Genomic DNA, 14684 nt, shown 5'->3' with positions numbered 1-14684 from the left:
AAGCACCTAAAACAACGAAGGGAGCGTGCTGGAGAAGCCAGCTTAACGAATTGATTTAAGACAGTTATGAACTTGATATGTGCATTGAACCCCTCAGAAAACGAACAGTAAGCGGAAAGCTCTATACCCGACGGGATGAGATTAGTGCGTTTATCCGCTTGAGCCTTGATTGGCCCTTTGATGAACTCCTGGACAAAGCTGCGATGCGAGACCGGCGGCACGCCGACTACGTGCCTTCCGAAGTGCTGCTCTATCACCTGAGACAAACCAAGACCGACAATGCAGATGGCCGGTTTGTGGCACTTTACAACATTTTGTTGGATCGGATTGAAGCCGCCTGTCCCCGACCCAACAGCCGACGCGGCGATAAGGATGTCGAGGATTTTCGCGTCGCCGAGATCCGCGATAAAACAATAGAACGTGTGACAGAGCTCATGTTTGAGGACCGGCGAGGCTACGTAGAACAGCTTGACGCATATGAGGTGTTTTTTGACCGGGCCGTTCGCTCCGTCCGCATAGACAAATTCCGGCAGGTAAGTGGTCGGGAAAATGCCACCGAATCCGTTGTGCACCACGATGGCAGTGAGGACATCCGCGAGGAAGTCGAAGAGGCGCTTGAGCGATACAAAAAGTCAGGCCTGACAAAAGAAGAAGATTTTGATTACCGGTTTCGCATACGTCGCGCGATTGACGCCTTACCCGAGGAAGAACGAAAGGTGATCGATTTGATGCTCGCAGAGATTCCCATTGAGACAAACAAAGACGGTGAGCCTTCAATGACCCAGCTGCTCGGCTGCGTCGAAAAAACCGTACGAAATAGGCGTGATCGTGCGTTAGAAAAGATCAGACGTGCACTCAAACTGGAGGACAATGATGACCAATAGAGAAGATGTCCTCAGCGACTTCACGATTGAGCCTGAAATGTCGCCTGCCGTGCTGAAAACCTATTTGAAAAAATACCCTGAATTTGCAGACGAACTTCTGGATCTGTTCCACGAGCTGACAATGAGCGACATGGAAGCGGTCGAGGCAAGTCTTCCGCTTGAGACCAAGGCTATGACGACCAGCGTCTTGCGGGTTCAGAAGGTCGAGCAAGCACTGTACGGTGCCGACGTTCGTGAACTCTCAAAGTCGTTGGGTTTGCCGCGGAGTTTCCTCATGGGGTTGCAAGCAAGTGTAGTCCATATCGGTTCGATGCCGATTTCTCTCCTAAATAAGCTTGCGAAACTGTTGGATGTGAGACTGCAGGATGTCATTAGCGGCATGCAAATTGGCGATCAGCAGGCCGTTGCGATGAAATCTGATGTGAAACCTGAGGGGCAACCGGCCATCGAATTCGAAGATTATGCAAACCAGGCTGGATTGACCGAGGAGGAGCAACGCGCATTGCAAGAGTTGCTTGCAGATGATGGATCGGATTGAAGCCGTTCGTCGATGCGCCGCGCGTCTTCATACTGAGCGTAGGAGCAAGGGAGGCGATCCAACCCAGCCCTATTCGTTTGCTCTTCAAGAGGCAGAAGCTCGGGATTACGAAGTCCGCAAGCTCGCTCCTGACCATCCTCAGCTCAAAGGTGGACGGGCGCTCTTGCAGCCGAGAGCCAAAGTCATCCTGCATGAGGATACGGGCATTGAGTTCTTAAATGCGTTTCTTGTTGCCCATGAGATAGGTCATGATGAATTTGGCGGGGGTATTGATGTCCGGCCAACCATGAACATCGATCCGGCACGATCGTCTGATCCGGCCTCAGTTGGGGCGGACCGCGTTGTCGATTACAGCAACCGTGCCCGCCAAGAAGTCCAGATGGATATGTTTGCGCGGGAGTTCCTCTTTCCGCGCAGTTTGGCCTGGTCATGGCATGTCGAAGACAACCTTGGCGCAGGGGAGATTTCGGAGCGCCTTGGCGCCCCCTACGACATGGTTGCGGTCCAGCTATTTGATGCGCTTTTGTTACCGGTGTTGGAGGAAGCGCCGGATATCGCAAGCCCGCCCAAACCATTGAACCGCGAGCAACAGATTGCTGCGGATCATGACGGAAAGGCGCTTCTTCTGAAGGCGGGACCCGGGACAGGCAAAACCCAGACTCTCGTTGGCCGCCTGTCTGTGCTTCGAGACCGTGATGTGCAGCCAGAATCCATTCTGCTTCTGACATTTTCCAACAAGGCCGCAGGAGAGATGACCGATCGGGCCCTGCGGGTTTGGCCGGAAGCAGCTGGTGCCGCTTGGATTGGGACCTTTCACTCATTTGGCCTTGATATCCTGCGCAGGTTTCATGACCGCGTGGATCCACGTATGATTGATACGACCGAAGCCATTGCCCTATTGGAGGATGAATTCCCACGGCTGCGTTTGAAGCATTTCAACGAACTTTGGGATCCGACAGATACCGTGCGCTCTCTCCTTTCAGCCATTTCACGGGCCAAGGATGAGGTAGTCGACAACATCCACTACCGTAAACTCGCCGAGCAAATGATGGAGGCCGCAGACACAGAGGAGGATATCGAGGCAGCAGAAAAGTGTCTGGAGATCTCAGCCGTCTATGATCTTTATGAAGGCCTGAAGGCGGAACGCGGCGTAGTAGATTTTGGTGATCTGGTCGCTCGACCGACAATGCTCGTCGAAAGTGACGCGGATGTTCGCGAGAAACTTCAACGACTCTATGACCATGTTCTGGTGGACGAATATCAGGACGTAAACCGGGCCAGTGTGCGATTGTTGAAAGCGCTGAAGCCCAACGGCACCAACCTGTGGGTGGTGGGAGATGCCAAACAATCAATTTACCGGTTTCGAGGCGCATCCTCGCACAACATTGATCGATTTGAGACCGAGGATTTCTTAGGAGGCGAAAGTCTCCCACTCAATATCAATTACAGGTCATCACAAGAAATATGCGACACATTCAAGGGTTTCGCTCAAACGCGCATGGCAGCTGCCGGGGTGGGCTTTGAGGCCACGGCGTTTAAAGGTGCTAATGGGGTTAGCCCTGTGTTTGTGGGTGTTGATGCCAAGGATCGTGAAATAGACGAAATCGCCTTCCGAATAAAACAGGCCTGCAACGAGACCACGTCTTTCAGTGATCAGGCCGTAATATGTAAGGGCAATGCGAGACTGGCAGAAATCGCCGCTGGTTTAGAGGCGCGGGGGATTCCGGTCTTGTTTCTTGGGCCCCTCTTTGACCGACCAGAAATCAAGCAAGCGCTTTCCGTCCTTTCCCTAGTGGTTGATCCGCGCGCCATGGGACTTGCCTGCGTCGCGTCTCTCCGCCCATTTCAACTGGCAATTGAGGATGTCTCAACCTGTGTTGATGCGATTCGTGCCGCTAGAAACACGCTGCCCTTGGACTGGAGGCAAACGCTTTCGGGCCTAGACGACATCAGCGAGGAGGGTGAGAAGTCCCTCTCAAGGCTGATTGAGGTGTTTGGGGAGTTTGAACCCACATCATCGGCCTGGCGCGTGATTACAACTCTCTATCTCGACAAGACGCGCTTGGCCGCCGAATTTGCGAAGGGAGCAAGATCAGGCAACGCAAATCCTGCGATTGCACTGTGGCAGTTTCAGAACTTTCTGAGATCAACATTACCGAAAAAATCCGGGTACCCCATTCGCGATCTTCTCGATCACATCCGACGCCTTGTCATAGTGTCAGATGAACGTGACTTACGCGACCTGCCTGAAGCTGCACAAAGCCTCGACGCTGTCCGGATCATGACCATTCACGGCAGCAAGGGCCTTGAGTTCAAAGTCCTTCATTTGCCGGCATTGACCAGCCGATCCATTCCGCTGTCAGCTAAGCAAAATCGCGGACTTGCACCTCCTGACGGCATGATCGAGGGTGCGCCCTTTAAGGGCTGTGACGCGCTCACGTCCGGGCATGACGAGGAGCAGCAATGTTTGTTTTTCGTCGCTTTATCCAGAGCGGAGGAGCGACTGATACTTTATGCCTACAGCAAGAGATCGAAGTTCGTGGATGACATATCTGGTCATGTTCTGAACGAATCTCCGCAATCGGCATCGGCTGAAGGTGCGGTATCAGCGAACGGAATAAAGTTGGAGGTTGATGGCATCGCGCGCATATCGCCTTCTCAGCTTGCGGCCTATGAAAAGTGCCCACGGCGGTTTTTCTTTGCGCATGTGTTGCAAGTTGGCGGTCGTCGCGCAGAGTCGCCCCTTATGCGTATGCACAACGCAGTCCAGGGCGTTGTCGATGAGCTGACGTCTCGTTTGAACGATGAACCAAGCGAAGCCGAACTCGCAGCCATCATGGATAAGGCGTGGATGGAAAATGGTCCGGTGGATCATGGATACGCTGCCGAATACCGTCAAATCTCAGACGAGCTGCTGAGTTTTTTCCGATTGCTCCGAACAGGCGAAAAGCGGCGCGCACCAACCCCAATTTCCTTGAAATTCGGTGAGGCAGAGATTGTCGTATCTGCACATGAGGAAGTCGATGCTGGGTCTGGCAGGGTACTGCGGCGCATCAAAACAGGACGCAAGACCACGAACGCTGTCGAGTCGTTAGATGCGGCTGCCTTTCAGCTCGCCGCTGAAGGCCACGGCGAGGCAGAGTTCGTGTTCCTGACCGGCGCGACACAGGACCGATTGACCATGAGCAGTACGAAGTTGGGGAACCGGAAAACAAAGATCGCTCAAGCTGCAATTGCGATCCTCGAAGGGCATTTCCCCCCAAAACGCAGCGATCGTTGCGCCCGCTGCGCCTATTTCTTCATCTGCAGCGAACCGCCCTCAGGCACGCTCCGAAAAAAAATCGGATCAGGCTTACCGGATTTCTCCTGACGCCGCGATTGTCCTTGTGAAGGCGCAGACATGAGGTTTGCGTCCGCCAACTTCTTAAGGACGAACACAATGAAATCGCAAGGAAATGATCCTCGCTTCCCGGTCTTCATCGCCGATGAGGGCCTCAACTTCAAGAAACACGTTTTCGATGACCCAAAGGTTCTCGGTCGCCAGTTGATCGAAGCTGCCGATGGGCATCCTGTTGATGAGCATGTGGCAATCGCCATTTTGCCAAATGGGGACTTCGAAGACATTCGCCTCGACGAAAGCTATGATCTGCGCGGTCGCGGTGCTGAGAAAGTGCTGGTCGCGCGGACGGACCGTGTCTTCAAGTTTAAGATTGACGACAAGGATCTTGAATGGCCGCGCGCGTGCATCAGCGGATTTGTACTGCGTAAGCTTGCTGACCTCCCGGAAAACTACAATCTCTGGCAGGAAATTCCGGGTCAGCAGGACCGCAAGATTGCTGACAGCGATGTCATCAATCTCGATGCCAAGGGTGTGGAGCGGTTCATCTCGCTCATCGATCAGACGACGGAGGGGGACACCCTTCCGTCTTTTGATCAGACTTTTCTGGTGGACCACGGCTATCAGTTCGACGTCGTTCAGGAAGGCCGTGAGACCGGCATCATCCTGAAGTCACTCGACCTGCCGGAAGGCAAATTCAATGTCGAAGCCGCGGATATCCTTGTACTCCTGCCAGCCGGATACCCCGATTGCGCGCCTGATATGTTTTATGCCTCTCCGCATTTGACGCTGGCGAGCGGTCAGGTCCCGAAAGCCTGCACGGTGCAGTACACCTATGCAGGTCGTGTTTGGCAGCGCTGGTCGCGCCACAACAACGCCTGGCGGCCCGGGATTGATGGTTTGCGCACGATGGTGGCACGGATCAAAACCGCTCTCGCCGAGGCGCGGCCATGAAGGGCCCGTTGGATATTATTCTGGCCGGTCCGCACGAAGCCGGTATCCGGTCCCTGCTCGCGCAGGGTTCCGGTGCCGAGCGTTCCGCCTACATGCTTTTTGGGACGGCGGCGATTGAGAAAGACCCCTGGACGGACACTGCTCGCACACGGCTCATTTCGCATGCTTTCATCGACCTAAATGATGACGACGTGGTCTCAGCCTCCGAGCGCCACGTGACGTGGCAAACCGATAGCTTCATGCGATTGCTTGGTCGCGCCAAGTCCGATGGCCTGGTTCCCGCCATCGTTCATACCCATCCAAAGGGCCGGGCCCGTTTTTCCAAACAAGATGACCGGAATGAGGCGGAACTTGCGCGGACCGCCCTGATCAAGGGCGCACTCGGACTGATCAGCGTTTTGATTGCGAGCGACGGCGAGATTGCCGTGAGGATTTGGCGCTCGGCCGAAAAGCCAGCGGCCATCACGCGTATTCTTCACACAGGACCGCGCCTGACCCTCACCGCGGAGAACGGCAGCAATCTGGGCTTCCTAGACCGTCAAACCCGACTCTTCGGCGATCAGGCCAATGCAATGATCACGCAGTTTCGCTGCGGCATTTCCGGAGGGGGTGCTACGGGAAGCGCAGTGTTGCCCTTGCTGATGCGTCTTGGCGTGCGCGAAGCGGTCCTCTTGGAAAAGGACCATGCTGAAGATACAAATCTCAACAGGCTCCATGGCGCACGACAGGAGGATGTTGATGCTCATCGAGCCAAGGCCGACATTCACGCGCGGACAGTTGCGGAGGCAAATCTTGGCATGTCGTTGGTAACCATCGATGCCTGGGCCGGAGAGCCATGCACATGGGACGCGTTGAAATCTTGTGATGTGATTTTCTGCTGCACGGATGATCATGCCGGTCGGCTTTTTCTGAACCGCTTCGCCCGTTTCTATGGCATTGCGGTCATCGATGTCGGTCTCGCAATGCAGCGTCGCGATGCTCAGTCGTTCGATCTGTTTGCCCGGGTTACCACCCTTGTGCCCGGACACCCCTGTCTGCTTTGCGGCGGGTTCATCAACCCGCAACGCGCTCGCGAGGAAGCCTTGCAGCGAACTGATCCAGAGGCTTATGAAAAACTGAAAGAGGAAGCCTATCTGCTCGGCGAGGGTGACCCCTCCCCTGCCGTTGTGACCTTCACGACAGAGGCGGGTGCCATGGCGATCAATGAATGGCTGACCGGTATAACCGGGTTCGCCGGAGCAAACGGAATGGCACCGACGCGGATGCGCCGGTTTCACGCGCGCGATGAGCGTTTTCCTGAGATTTCGCCGCGCCCGAGCTGCCCGTGTTGTGATGCAACTGAAACTCTGGGCCGGGGGGACATGGCACCCTTCCTGGACATGGTGACATGAGATGAAAAAACTATTGGCAAACCTGCTTCGACGATTTGGAGTGCTGAGGTATGACTTTCTAGTAGCCAGGCAAGACACCTTTCCGCAAACGCCTGAAACAGAACCGGACGAGTTAATTCTGGTAGAGAGCGGCGCGATCCAAAAATGGGCCTGTCTCTCCTGTCCTGGAGGCTGCGGCGAGAGGATCGCTTTGTCTCTCAACCCAGATCGCAGACCTCGCTGGAAGATCAAAACAGATTTCTGGCAAAGACCCACACTCCACCCGTCGGTGCACCAGCAAAACGATTGTGGATGCCACTTCTGGGTCAAGAAGGGTCAGGTTCACTGGTGCAAAGGTGGACGGCCGCAAACGCCAATGGAGAAGGCGGAATGACCCAAATGCTAAGCGAGCGAACAAAGCGACCCGTGCGGCTCGAACTACAGTCCGAGCAATCGGAGGCATAGTCATGCGGTTCGCTTTAGACGACGGCAAACGAGTTGAAGCCACCCCAGGCGCCAAAGGCAGATGCCATGGTTGCGGCGCTGACCTCATTGCCCGATGCGGGACCAAGATGGTCTGGCACTGGGCGCACAAAGGTCAACGCCACTGCGACAATTGGTGGGAAAATGAAACCGAGTGGCATAGGGACTGGAAGAGCCAGTTCCCGACAGATTGGCAGGAGATTGCAGCGCGCGACGAACATGGCGAGCTTCACATCGCAGATATCAAGACATCTAAGGGGCTGGTGGTTGAGTTTCAGCACTCATACATCAAGCCTGTAGAAGCGCGAACGCGGACAAAGTTCCACAACCCTATGTTTTGGATTGTTGACGGAACGCGCCGCAAGACCGACCGCAAGCAATTTGCGGTCGCGCAAAAAGATGGCATGAAGCATCCGACAAAGGACGGTCTGGTTGAGCAGCTCTGGGTCTACGATTCAAGGCTGCTGAAGGAATGGGTCCATGTCGGCGTGATCGTCGCCTTTGATTTTGGGGAGGACACGGTGTGGCTTCTTCGGAGGATCAAAGGCGACTGGGTCTATGGTTTCGCCTATCCGAAACGATCGCTTGTAGAGAACATTTCAAAGGGCACTCCGATACCGGACGTGTTGTTTGGTAAACCTGTTCGGCAAATGGTGCGGTACCGTCGGCGTCGTACCAGGTACTAGCGTTCGGTTTCCAACGGGTTCAACTGACACAGATCTTTGTCGGACCGTAGATTCTCACGCACTTGCGGACAAGCCTGCATCCTCCATCTGCTCGCGATCCGGCAGGTCCTGCAGTGAAGGCAGGTCGAAGGCAACCAGGAACGCATTTGTGGTCACGTAAGTGTAGGGCGCTCCGCGCCGAGGCGACCTTGGCCCTGTCCCGATCAGGTCGCGCGCATGTAGCCGACCGATCAGGTCACGGCTGATCTCCTTGCCGAAGATGTCCTTCAGCCCGTCACGGGTGATCGGCTGGTGATAGGCGATGGCGGCCAGGACCGCGACGTCGAACTCGCTCAGATCCAGCAATTGATTGCCGACATCCGCGGCGGCCCGGATCGCGGGCGCGTAGGCGGGTCGCGTGCGGAATATCCAGCCGCCAGTGACCTGTGCAACTTCAAAAGCCCGCCCTTCCAGATCGGCACTGAGGTCTTCGACCAGCAGGTCGACCGATGCCCCCTGCCCCACCACCCGAGCCAGGTCCTCGCGCGGCACCGGCGAGGCAGAGGCAAACAGCACCGCCTCGATCCGACGCAACCATTCCCGCCAGCGCAGCTCCGGCGGCAGGTCGAACAACTCGCGGTCCAGCTCCGGTTCAGAACGATCCTTCGCCATCCTTACACCCCGTAGAGCCGGAATGTGTCGCGCCCGGTCAGCTCGCGCACCGCGCCGAGGTCGACCAGCCGGTCGCAGAGCCGCCGCGCAGCACGATCCGGCAGCGGCAGCGCCGAAGGCGCCACGGCATCGCGGGTCAGGAACATCTCGACCGCGTCGCCCGCCCCCTTGGCCCGCAGCTTGGGTGCGACCCCCTTCAGATGCGTCGCCCTACGCGCGAGGTCGGCGGCCTGCCGCACAGCCTCAATCGCCGAAGTGATGAGTGCCCGATGACAGGCTAGACGAAGGTCATCGCCGCGCTTGCGCAGGTCGGCGCGTTTCAGGCCTGGGGCCAGAAGCGGTACGAGATGTTCCCAGCCAAGCGCTTGCGCGAGGGCCGCGTCCGCAAGGATCAGAGCCGCCACTTCGGCACGCGGCGCTATTGTCAACACCACCTCCAGCACCATCACGGTGCGGGTCACCGGAGCCCCCTGCCCTGCATCGAGCCACGCCACTATCTGCCCCGGCTCAAGGGTCGGCAAGGCCCGGCCCAGAGCTTTCACAGATACCGGCCGCTCCACCGCGCGCCGCCAGGTGAGGCAAGTTTCACCGGCCGGTCCTGGCAGATCGCCGGGGCGCAGAAGGTTCACCATGTCGCGCAACTCTCCGGCCCGCTCTGGTCGGCCAGAAACCGCGACACAAGCCTCGGCCGCACGAAGCGCGAGGCGATCCCGCAACAAGGCTTGGGGCACCTCCTCGCGTCCCAACACAACATGCAGGTGGCTCAGCGCGGCGCCTGAAAAAAACGCAACATCTTCAAGGGTTTCAGCGCGTGTAGAGGTGACCCAAGCGGGCATCCGGGGTAGCGTGTCGAAGTCGCTGGTGTGATCCGGTCGGGCAAATGTCATGCCCGAGCCTACACTTGCGCGGCGCTTTATTCCAGAATAATAGCGATCTAACCGCCCCACTTTACAGTTCTTTTTTACGTCCAATAAGTTTGCATTATCGGACATAACGAATTACGCTCGGCGATATGGTGGAAAATGTCGGGAAATCGCGCTCAGAGGGGCAGAACGGGTCGTCCAGCAACGACGGCCACGAGGGGGCCGCCGCATCGGGTCAGGCTCTGACGCTGCCCTCCTCTGTCGCAGGCTCCGGCAGCCTTGATCGGCTGGTGGACGCTGCCCGCGACTATGCCCGCGCCGCGGCCTCGGACAACACACAGAAAGCCTATGCCGCCGACTGGAAGCACTACACCCGCTGGTGCCGCCGCCAAGGGGCGGAGCCGCTGGCACAGCCCCCCTGCCCCGATCCTCAGCTGGTTGGTCTTTACCTGACATCCCTGGCGGCGCCTGATAGTGGATCTCCTGCCCGGTCGCCGGGCCGCCCGTTGGCGGTGAGCACCATCGAGCGCCGCCTCTCGGGTCTGGCCTGGAACTACGCACAGCGCGGCTTCACCCTCGATCGCAAGGACCGCCACATCGCCACCGTGCTCGCCGGGATCAAGCGCAAGCACGCTCGGCCGCCGGTGCAGAAGGAAGCGATCCTGGCCGAGGACATTCTGGCGATGGTGGCCACCCTGCCCTATGACCTGCGTGGCCTGCGGGATCGGGCGATCCTGCTCTTGGGCTACGCCGGAGGTTTGCGGCGCTCGGAGATCGTCAGCCTGGATGTTCAAAAGGATGACACGCCTGACAGCGGCGGCTGGATCGAGATCCTCGAGAAAGGCGCCCTTCTCACCCTGAACGCCAAGACTGGCTGGCGCGAGGTCGAGATTGGCCGGGGCTCAAAGGATCAGACCTGCCCTGTTCATGCGCTGGAGCAATGGCTGCATTTCGGCAGGATCGATTTCGGACCCGTATTCACGCGCACCTCACGGGATGGCAAGAAGGCGCTGGAAACCCGCCTGAGCGATAAGCATGTCGCGCGGCTGATCAAGCAGACCGTGCTGGCCGCTGGTATCCGCGCCGACCTGCCAGAGAAGGATCGCCTTGCGCTCTTCTCCGGCCATTCCCTGCGCGCCGGCCTTGCCAGTGGCGCCGAGGTTGACGAACGCTACATCCAGAAGCAGCTCGGCCATGCCAGCGCCGAGATGACCCGGCGCTATCAGCGCCGCCGCGACCGGTTCCGCGTGAACCTCACCAAAGCCGCAGGGCTATAACGCGTCATTCCTGAGGGCCGTCAGCGCGGCGGCATGGCGTGGAAGATCGCTTTGCGAATGCAGGATATCGACGATGATCACCTGGTCCGGCCGATCCAGAAACACCAGGAAATGCTCCCCTGCCCTCGCATACCGCAAGTCCTCGGCATCATCGACCAGGATCGCACAGCTCCGGCTATGCGCTTGCCCGTTCAGGATCGCCTGACAGCGATCGAGCAGTTCTGTTTCATAGAGCTCGGCCTGCCTGGGCCCGAATGTCGCGATCGTCCACTCTGCAATCTCGACCAGCTTGGCCTCGGCGCGGTGCGTCAGCCGAAAGGATCGGCTCATGAAGCCGCGCGTGCTTTTCGAAAGGCCCGCCGGATCGCGTCTTCTCCGCTACCCTCGGCAAGCTGGCCCGCCTTCGCCTGCGCCAATCCCTCGAGCAGACCTTGCCGGAGTCCTGCGATCTGGGCTTCTTCCTGTTCGAGCAACCGCAGCCCGGCGCGCATTGCTTCACTCACATTCTGATAGCGTCCGGACGCCACCAAAGTCTGAACCAACTGGTCCTGCGTTTCGGTCAGAACGACATTGCGTGTCACCATGGCAAAATTCTCCTCGCTGGCAATATATGCCAATGCAGGTTTTTGATCAATGGGATGGGCGCGCGCTTCGCCGTCTCCAAGCGCGCGCCTGCGGGCACGGCAGAGCGCCGCCCAAGAGGTTTCGCGGCGAAACCTCTCAGGGTTTTTCCAGAAGCGCGCGGATTTCCTGCATCAGCGAATCCATCAGTTCGCTGTCCAGCCCCCTGCCCTCGAACCGCAGCAGAATGCCCTTGTCGTCCTGCATACGACGGATGGTGATGCCCGCAGAAGTATGCAGCGTCTCGGCCCCTTGCCAACCTGATACCGGCGCGCTGGCCCTTGGACGTCCGCCGCGGCGCTTGTCCCGTGCGGGTGCGCCCAACGTGCTCAGCACTGCGTCAATCTGCGCCCATTCGGCCTCGGCATCAGCAGGCGGGTGCTGCTCCAAAGCTGCGCGCAGACGCCCCTCTGCCCCGGCGCGCAGACCCTGCGCCAGGCTCAGCCCGCGCTTTTCGGTCAACGCCTCGGGAAAGGTCAGCATATCGCCCAGCTCTTCGAAGATCATGGCAAAGGACCGGACCTTGGATCGTTTGGCCTTGGACGCGGTGGCATATAGCCGGTTCACGGCATCCTCGACGTTGACAAAGGCCCCCTGTTGCGCAGCAATCACCGCGATGCGGCCGCGCTCGAAGTGACTCAATTCGGAGCGGACCTCGTTTTCCTCGACCATCGAGACGAAGGCCTGATCGGCCTCGGTCCGCGGGCGGACGATTGCGCGGATGCTCGCGTATTTCGCAGCTTCCGTCAGATCGCGCAGCGCCAGAACCGCCATGTAGCGGCGATAGCCTGACACAAGCCCATAGCGAACACCGTCAGCGCGCGGAGTGGCGAATTCAAACACCTCAATCGGCAAGCGCAGCCCGCTGGCGGCGATGGATTGACGCAGCTCTGACATTTCGTCTTCGAACAGATCAATCCGGTCTCGGATCATCGCGTGCGGGTCAATTTCGGACAGCGGGAGATCAGACATCAACCGGCCATCCGAACGCGCCTCTTGCAGCCGCTTTGCCTCGGCCGCGTTATGGGCGTGGCCTGCCCGGATTTCGGGGCTGGAGACCTCTGCCTGCGCGGCGGCCTCACCCGCCACCTGCGCGATCGGCGCAACCGTCGCCCCCGGGGTCAGCCCGGGGCGCGAGGAGGTTTCGCGGCGAAACTCCTCCTCGATGCGCAAAAGGTCATCAGCGCTGGGGGTCTCTAGTTTTCTGCGTTTAGCCATTTGCCTGCTCCTCTTGTGGGGCACTACTGCTCTGCTCGGCTTTCGCCGCTTGTTGATCCCGGTACCAGGTGCCCAGGATCAGCTCTTTGACCTCGGCCCACGTCCTGTCGAAGGTCTCGCGGCCCCGAACATAGGTCTCGCGGTTGAAATCCCGGTAATCGGCTTCGTAGATGCCGTTCACACTCTCGCCGGCCTGCCCGACCATCGCTGTCAGCTCCTGGCGATAGGTGGTCATGAAGTCGCCGAAATAGGCCTGAATGACGTTGGCCAGATCGGTCTGCTGCCCGGCGTCAAACCGGGTGATCAGCGCGCGCACCGCGTCCCATTCGAACTTGACCTCTGGCAGGCCGTCTCGGCGGCGCACGGCGTTTTCACCATCTTCAACACTGGCAAAGGTCGAATAGAGCATGTCGAAGAACCGTCCGGTAGAATCGAATTCCAGAAACGACGCACCCAGTGGAACCAAGAGGATATCAGCCGCTGCCAAAGCGTTGATCGTCAGGTAGCCAAGCGCCGGGGGAGTGTCGAGAAAGATGATGTCGTAGTCGTCAACGATGCGTTCTTCGGTCAGCGCATTGTTCAGCGCATCCCAAAGCGACCAGCTGCGCAGGCCCATCCGCCAGACGGGAATCTGGAACTCGGCCCAATAGAGGTTCAACTGAGCGCCGAGCAGGTCAATGTTGGGCCAATGCGTTGGCTGGATGATGTCGCGCGCCGAAACCTTCAGCGCCTCTGTCAGCGTCTCGTCAAAGGGCAGGGGGGCCTGACCAGCAGCGGCGCGCACGGTGTTTTCGGCCTGTACGGTCTGGGCGTAATCCTTTGCCAAGAGCGGAAAGGCGGTGGACCATTCATCAGGCACGTCACCGCCCATGATCGAGGTCAGCGAGCCTTGGCTGTCCAGATCGATCACCAGCACCTTGTAGCCATCCAAAGCGGCGGACATGGCCAGATGCGCGGTAGTCGTGGTCTTGGACGTTCCGCCCTTGAAGTTCGACACGGCGACGATCTTGGCCGGCAGCCCTTCGGGGCGCCAGGGCATATACTCTCGGTCAGCGGCCCCCTCTGCGGCAAAGTGGCGACGCAGGCGCAGCACTTCCTCCAGCGTGAACCATTTCGAATTGCCCTCGCCCAAGCCCTGCGGCAGATCGGGATGCTTTTTCAGCACCCGTCGAAAATGCGCAGGCGCGACGGGGATCAGATATTTGCAGATTTCCCACGTGGAAAAACGGCGCAGGCGCTTTTTGCCATCGGGAGCGTAGCCGCGTTTGGCCAGATCTTCACGCCCACGGGCTGCAAAAGCGGCCGCTTTTGCGAATCGGGCGGTCGAGATAGGCTCGGACAACTTCGCGGCTGCGGCAGCCGGATCGATGTTGAAATAGGGAGGGATGGGATCTTTGCCTGCGGTCATCCTGTATCCTTTGAGATGTGCGCTAGTTTGCGAGACTTTTTGCTATCTATCGCACATGAAAGCCCGCAAGTGAATCAGGAAGCAGAAATTAGGCCCTTAATCCTCGAATCTTTTGAAGAAAAGCAACTGCAAAGTTGTAGAATCTTTAAGATATTTAGAATCTTTGCGGCTAGAAGTAATCTTAATTTCAATGCCTTACGCTGCTTCAGGGACCTGTTAACAGGGTGAAAGGGCCCCATATGCAGGATCGGTGGAACCCGGATACGGGGGCAGGGGGGCCGATTCGCAGGATTACGGGCACCAATGCGCGGTTAGACCCTGTTTCAGGGCTGTGGCACAGAATCGGGGCCGAACGGTCCGTCAAGAAATCCTGCAAACGGGTCCCCTTATTATG

At 58.3% G+C, this 14684-nt stretch carries 14 protein-coding genes; 8 read left to right on the top strand and 6 right to left on the bottom strand.

The window, feature by feature from the left end; translation table 11 throughout:
* Nucleotides 1–77: 77 nt before the first annotated feature.
* The 7 genes from O3306_RS20185 to O3306_RS20155 all read left to right on the top strand — a co-directional run bounded on the left by O3306_RS20185 (nt 78) and on the right by O3306_RS20155 (nt 8252).
* Complete coding sequence (locus O3306_RS20185) at nt 78–884, top strand: RNA polymerase sigma factor (protein ID WP_272010687.1); 807 nt, start codon at nt 78–80, stop codon at nt 882–884.
* Nucleotides 874–1422: a hypothetical protein gene (locus O3306_RS20180; protein ID WP_272010685.1), complete on the top strand. Its 549-nt coding sequence runs from the start codon at nt 874–876 to the stop codon at nt 1420–1422. The genes O3306_RS20185 and O3306_RS20180 overlap by 11 nt, the downstream gene beginning before the upstream one ends.
* The gene (locus tag O3306_RS20175; RefSeq protein WP_272010713.1) at nt 1406–4792 is read left to right on the top strand and encodes an ATP-dependent helicase; all 3387 of its coding nucleotides are present in this window, start codon (nt 1406–1408) and stop codon (nt 4790–4792) included. The genes O3306_RS20180 and O3306_RS20175 overlap by 17 nt, the downstream gene beginning before the upstream one ends.
* 69 nt (nt 4793–4861) lie before the next feature.
* Nucleotides 4862–5713: a multiubiquitin domain-containing protein gene (locus O3306_RS20170; protein WP_272010683.1), complete on the top strand. Its 852-nt coding sequence runs from the start codon at nt 4862–4864 to the stop codon at nt 5711–5713.
* Nucleotides 5710–7104, top strand: coding sequence for a ThiF family adenylyltransferase (locus O3306_RS20165; RefSeq protein WP_272010681.1), 1395 nt, complete (start codon nt 5710–5712; stop codon nt 7102–7104). Before O3306_RS20170 ends, O3306_RS20165 begins: the two co-directional genes overlap by 4 nt.
* 1 nt (nt 7105) lies before the next feature.
* Entirely contained in the window at nt 7106–7477 is a 372-nt protein-coding gene (locus O3306_RS20160) for a DUF6527 family protein (protein WP_272010678.1), read from the top strand.
* 73 nt (nt 7478–7550) lie between these two features.
* Complete coding sequence (locus O3306_RS20155; RefSeq protein WP_272010676.1) at nt 7551–8252, top strand: competence protein CoiA; 702 nt, start codon at nt 7551–7553, stop codon at nt 8250–8252.
* Between the two features lie 54 nt (nt 8253–8306).
* Here O3306_RS20155 and scpB read toward each other — a convergent pair whose 3' ends face one another.
* Together scpB and O3306_RS20145 are read right to left on the bottom strand one after the other, a co-directional pair.
* A complete protein-coding gene (gene scpB, locus O3306_RS20150; protein WP_272010674.1) occupies nt 8307–8903 on the bottom strand; it encodes an SMC-Scp complex subunit ScpB in 597 nt (198 codons plus the stop codon).
* Nucleotides 8904–8905: 2 nt separating this feature from the next.
* On the bottom strand, nt 8906–9790 hold the full coding sequence (locus O3306_RS20145; RefSeq protein WP_272010672.1) for a DUF1403 family protein: 885 nt from the start codon (nt 9788–9790) through the stop codon (nt 8906–8908).
* Nucleotides 9791–9915: 125 nt separating this feature from the next.
* Between O3306_RS20145 and O3306_RS20140 the strand changes: the two genes are divergently transcribed.
* Entirely contained in the window at nt 9916–11043 is a 1128-nt protein-coding gene (locus O3306_RS20140; RefSeq protein ID WP_272010670.1) for a tyrosine-type recombinase/integrase, read from the top strand.
* On the opposite strand, the gene O3306_RS20135 is transcribed toward O3306_RS20140, so the two are convergent.
* The 4 genes from O3306_RS20135 to O3306_RS20120 all read right to left on the bottom strand — a co-directional run bounded on the left by O3306_RS20135 (nt 11038) and on the right by O3306_RS20120 (nt 14290).
* Nucleotides 11038–11373, bottom strand: a complete 336-nt coding sequence (locus O3306_RS20135) for a type II toxin-antitoxin system RelE/ParE family toxin (RefSeq protein WP_272010668.1) — start codon at nt 11371–11373, stop codon at nt 11038–11040. The genes O3306_RS20140 and O3306_RS20135 overlap by 6 nt on opposite strands.
* The gene (locus O3306_RS20130) at nt 11370–11627 is read right to left on the bottom strand and encodes a type II toxin-antitoxin system ParD family antitoxin (RefSeq protein ID WP_080458912.1); all 258 of its coding nucleotides are present in this window, start codon (nt 11625–11627) and stop codon (nt 11370–11372) included. Before O3306_RS20130 ends, O3306_RS20135 begins: the two co-directional genes overlap by 4 nt.
* A 136-nt stretch (nt 11628–11763) precedes the next feature.
* Nucleotides 11764–12882: a ParB/RepB/Spo0J family partition protein gene (locus O3306_RS20125; RefSeq protein ID WP_272010666.1), complete on the bottom strand. Its 1119-nt coding sequence runs from the start codon at nt 12880–12882 to the stop codon at nt 11764–11766.
* Nucleotides 12875–14290, bottom strand: a complete 1416-nt coding sequence (locus O3306_RS20120) for an AAA family ATPase (protein ID WP_272010664.1) — start codon at nt 14288–14290, stop codon at nt 12875–12877. The genes O3306_RS20125 and O3306_RS20120 overlap by 8 nt, the downstream gene beginning before the upstream one ends.
* Between the last annotated feature and the right edge of the window lie 394 nt (nt 14291–14684).

Origin of the sequence: Roseovarius sp. ZX-A-9 (assembly GCF_028369135.1) — a bacterium.
GTDB lineage: Bacteria > Pseudomonadota > Alphaproteobacteria > Rhodobacterales > Rhodobacteraceae > Roseovarius.
Note: the sequence above shows the minus strand (reverse complement) of the source record. Positions and strands in the feature narration are given on the sequence as shown.

Excerpts from the sequence above, each read along its gene's own strand:
- O3306_RS20125 (WP_272010666.1), bottom strand. The coding sequence starts at position 12,882 with ATGGCTAAACGCAGAAAACTAGAGACCCCCAGCGCTGATGACCTTTTG.
- scpB (WP_272010674.1), bottom strand. The coding sequence starts at position 8,903 with ATGGCGAAGGATCGTTCTGAACCGGAGCTGGACCGCGAGTTGTTCGAC.
- O3306_RS20130 (WP_080458912.1), bottom strand. The coding sequence starts at position 11,627 with ATGGTGACACGCAATGTCGTTCTGACCGAAACGCAGGACCAGTTGGTT.
- O3306_RS20140 (WP_272010670.1), top strand. The coding sequence starts at position 9,916 with ATGGTGGAAAATGTCGGGAAATCGCGCTCAGAGGGGCAGAACGGGTCG.
- O3306_RS20145 (WP_272010672.1), bottom strand. The coding sequence starts at position 9,790 with ATGACATTTGCCCGACCGGATCACACCAGCGACTTCGACACGCTACCC.
- O3306_RS20180 (WP_272010685.1), top strand. The coding sequence starts at position 874 with ATGACCAATAGAGAAGATGTCCTCAGCGACTTCACGATTGAGCCTGAA.
- O3306_RS20175 (WP_272010713.1), top strand. The coding sequence starts at position 1,406 with ATGATGGATCGGATTGAAGCCGTTCGTCGATGCGCCGCGCGTCTTCAT.
- O3306_RS20160 (WP_272010678.1), top strand. The coding sequence starts at position 7,106 with ATGAAAAAACTATTGGCAAACCTGCTTCGACGATTTGGAGTGCTGAGG.
- O3306_RS20165 (WP_272010681.1), top strand. The coding sequence starts at position 5,710 with ATGAAGGGCCCGTTGGATATTATTCTGGCCGGTCCGCACGAAGCCGGT.
- O3306_RS20135 (WP_272010668.1), bottom strand. The coding sequence starts at position 11,373 with ATGAGCCGATCCTTTCGGCTGACGCACCGCGCCGAGGCCAAGCTGGTC.
- O3306_RS20155 (WP_272010676.1), top strand. The coding sequence starts at position 7,551 with ATGCGGTTCGCTTTAGACGACGGCAAACGAGTTGAAGCCACCCCAGGC.
- O3306_RS20185 (WP_272010687.1), top strand. The coding sequence starts at position 78 with ATGTGCATTGAACCCCTCAGAAAACGAACAGTAAGCGGAAAGCTCTAT.
- O3306_RS20120 (WP_272010664.1), bottom strand. The coding sequence starts at position 14,290 with ATGACCGCAGGCAAAGATCCCATCCCTCCCTATTTCAACATCGATCCG.
- O3306_RS20170 (WP_272010683.1), top strand. The coding sequence starts at position 4,862 with ATGAAATCGCAAGGAAATGATCCTCGCTTCCCGGTCTTCATCGCCGAT.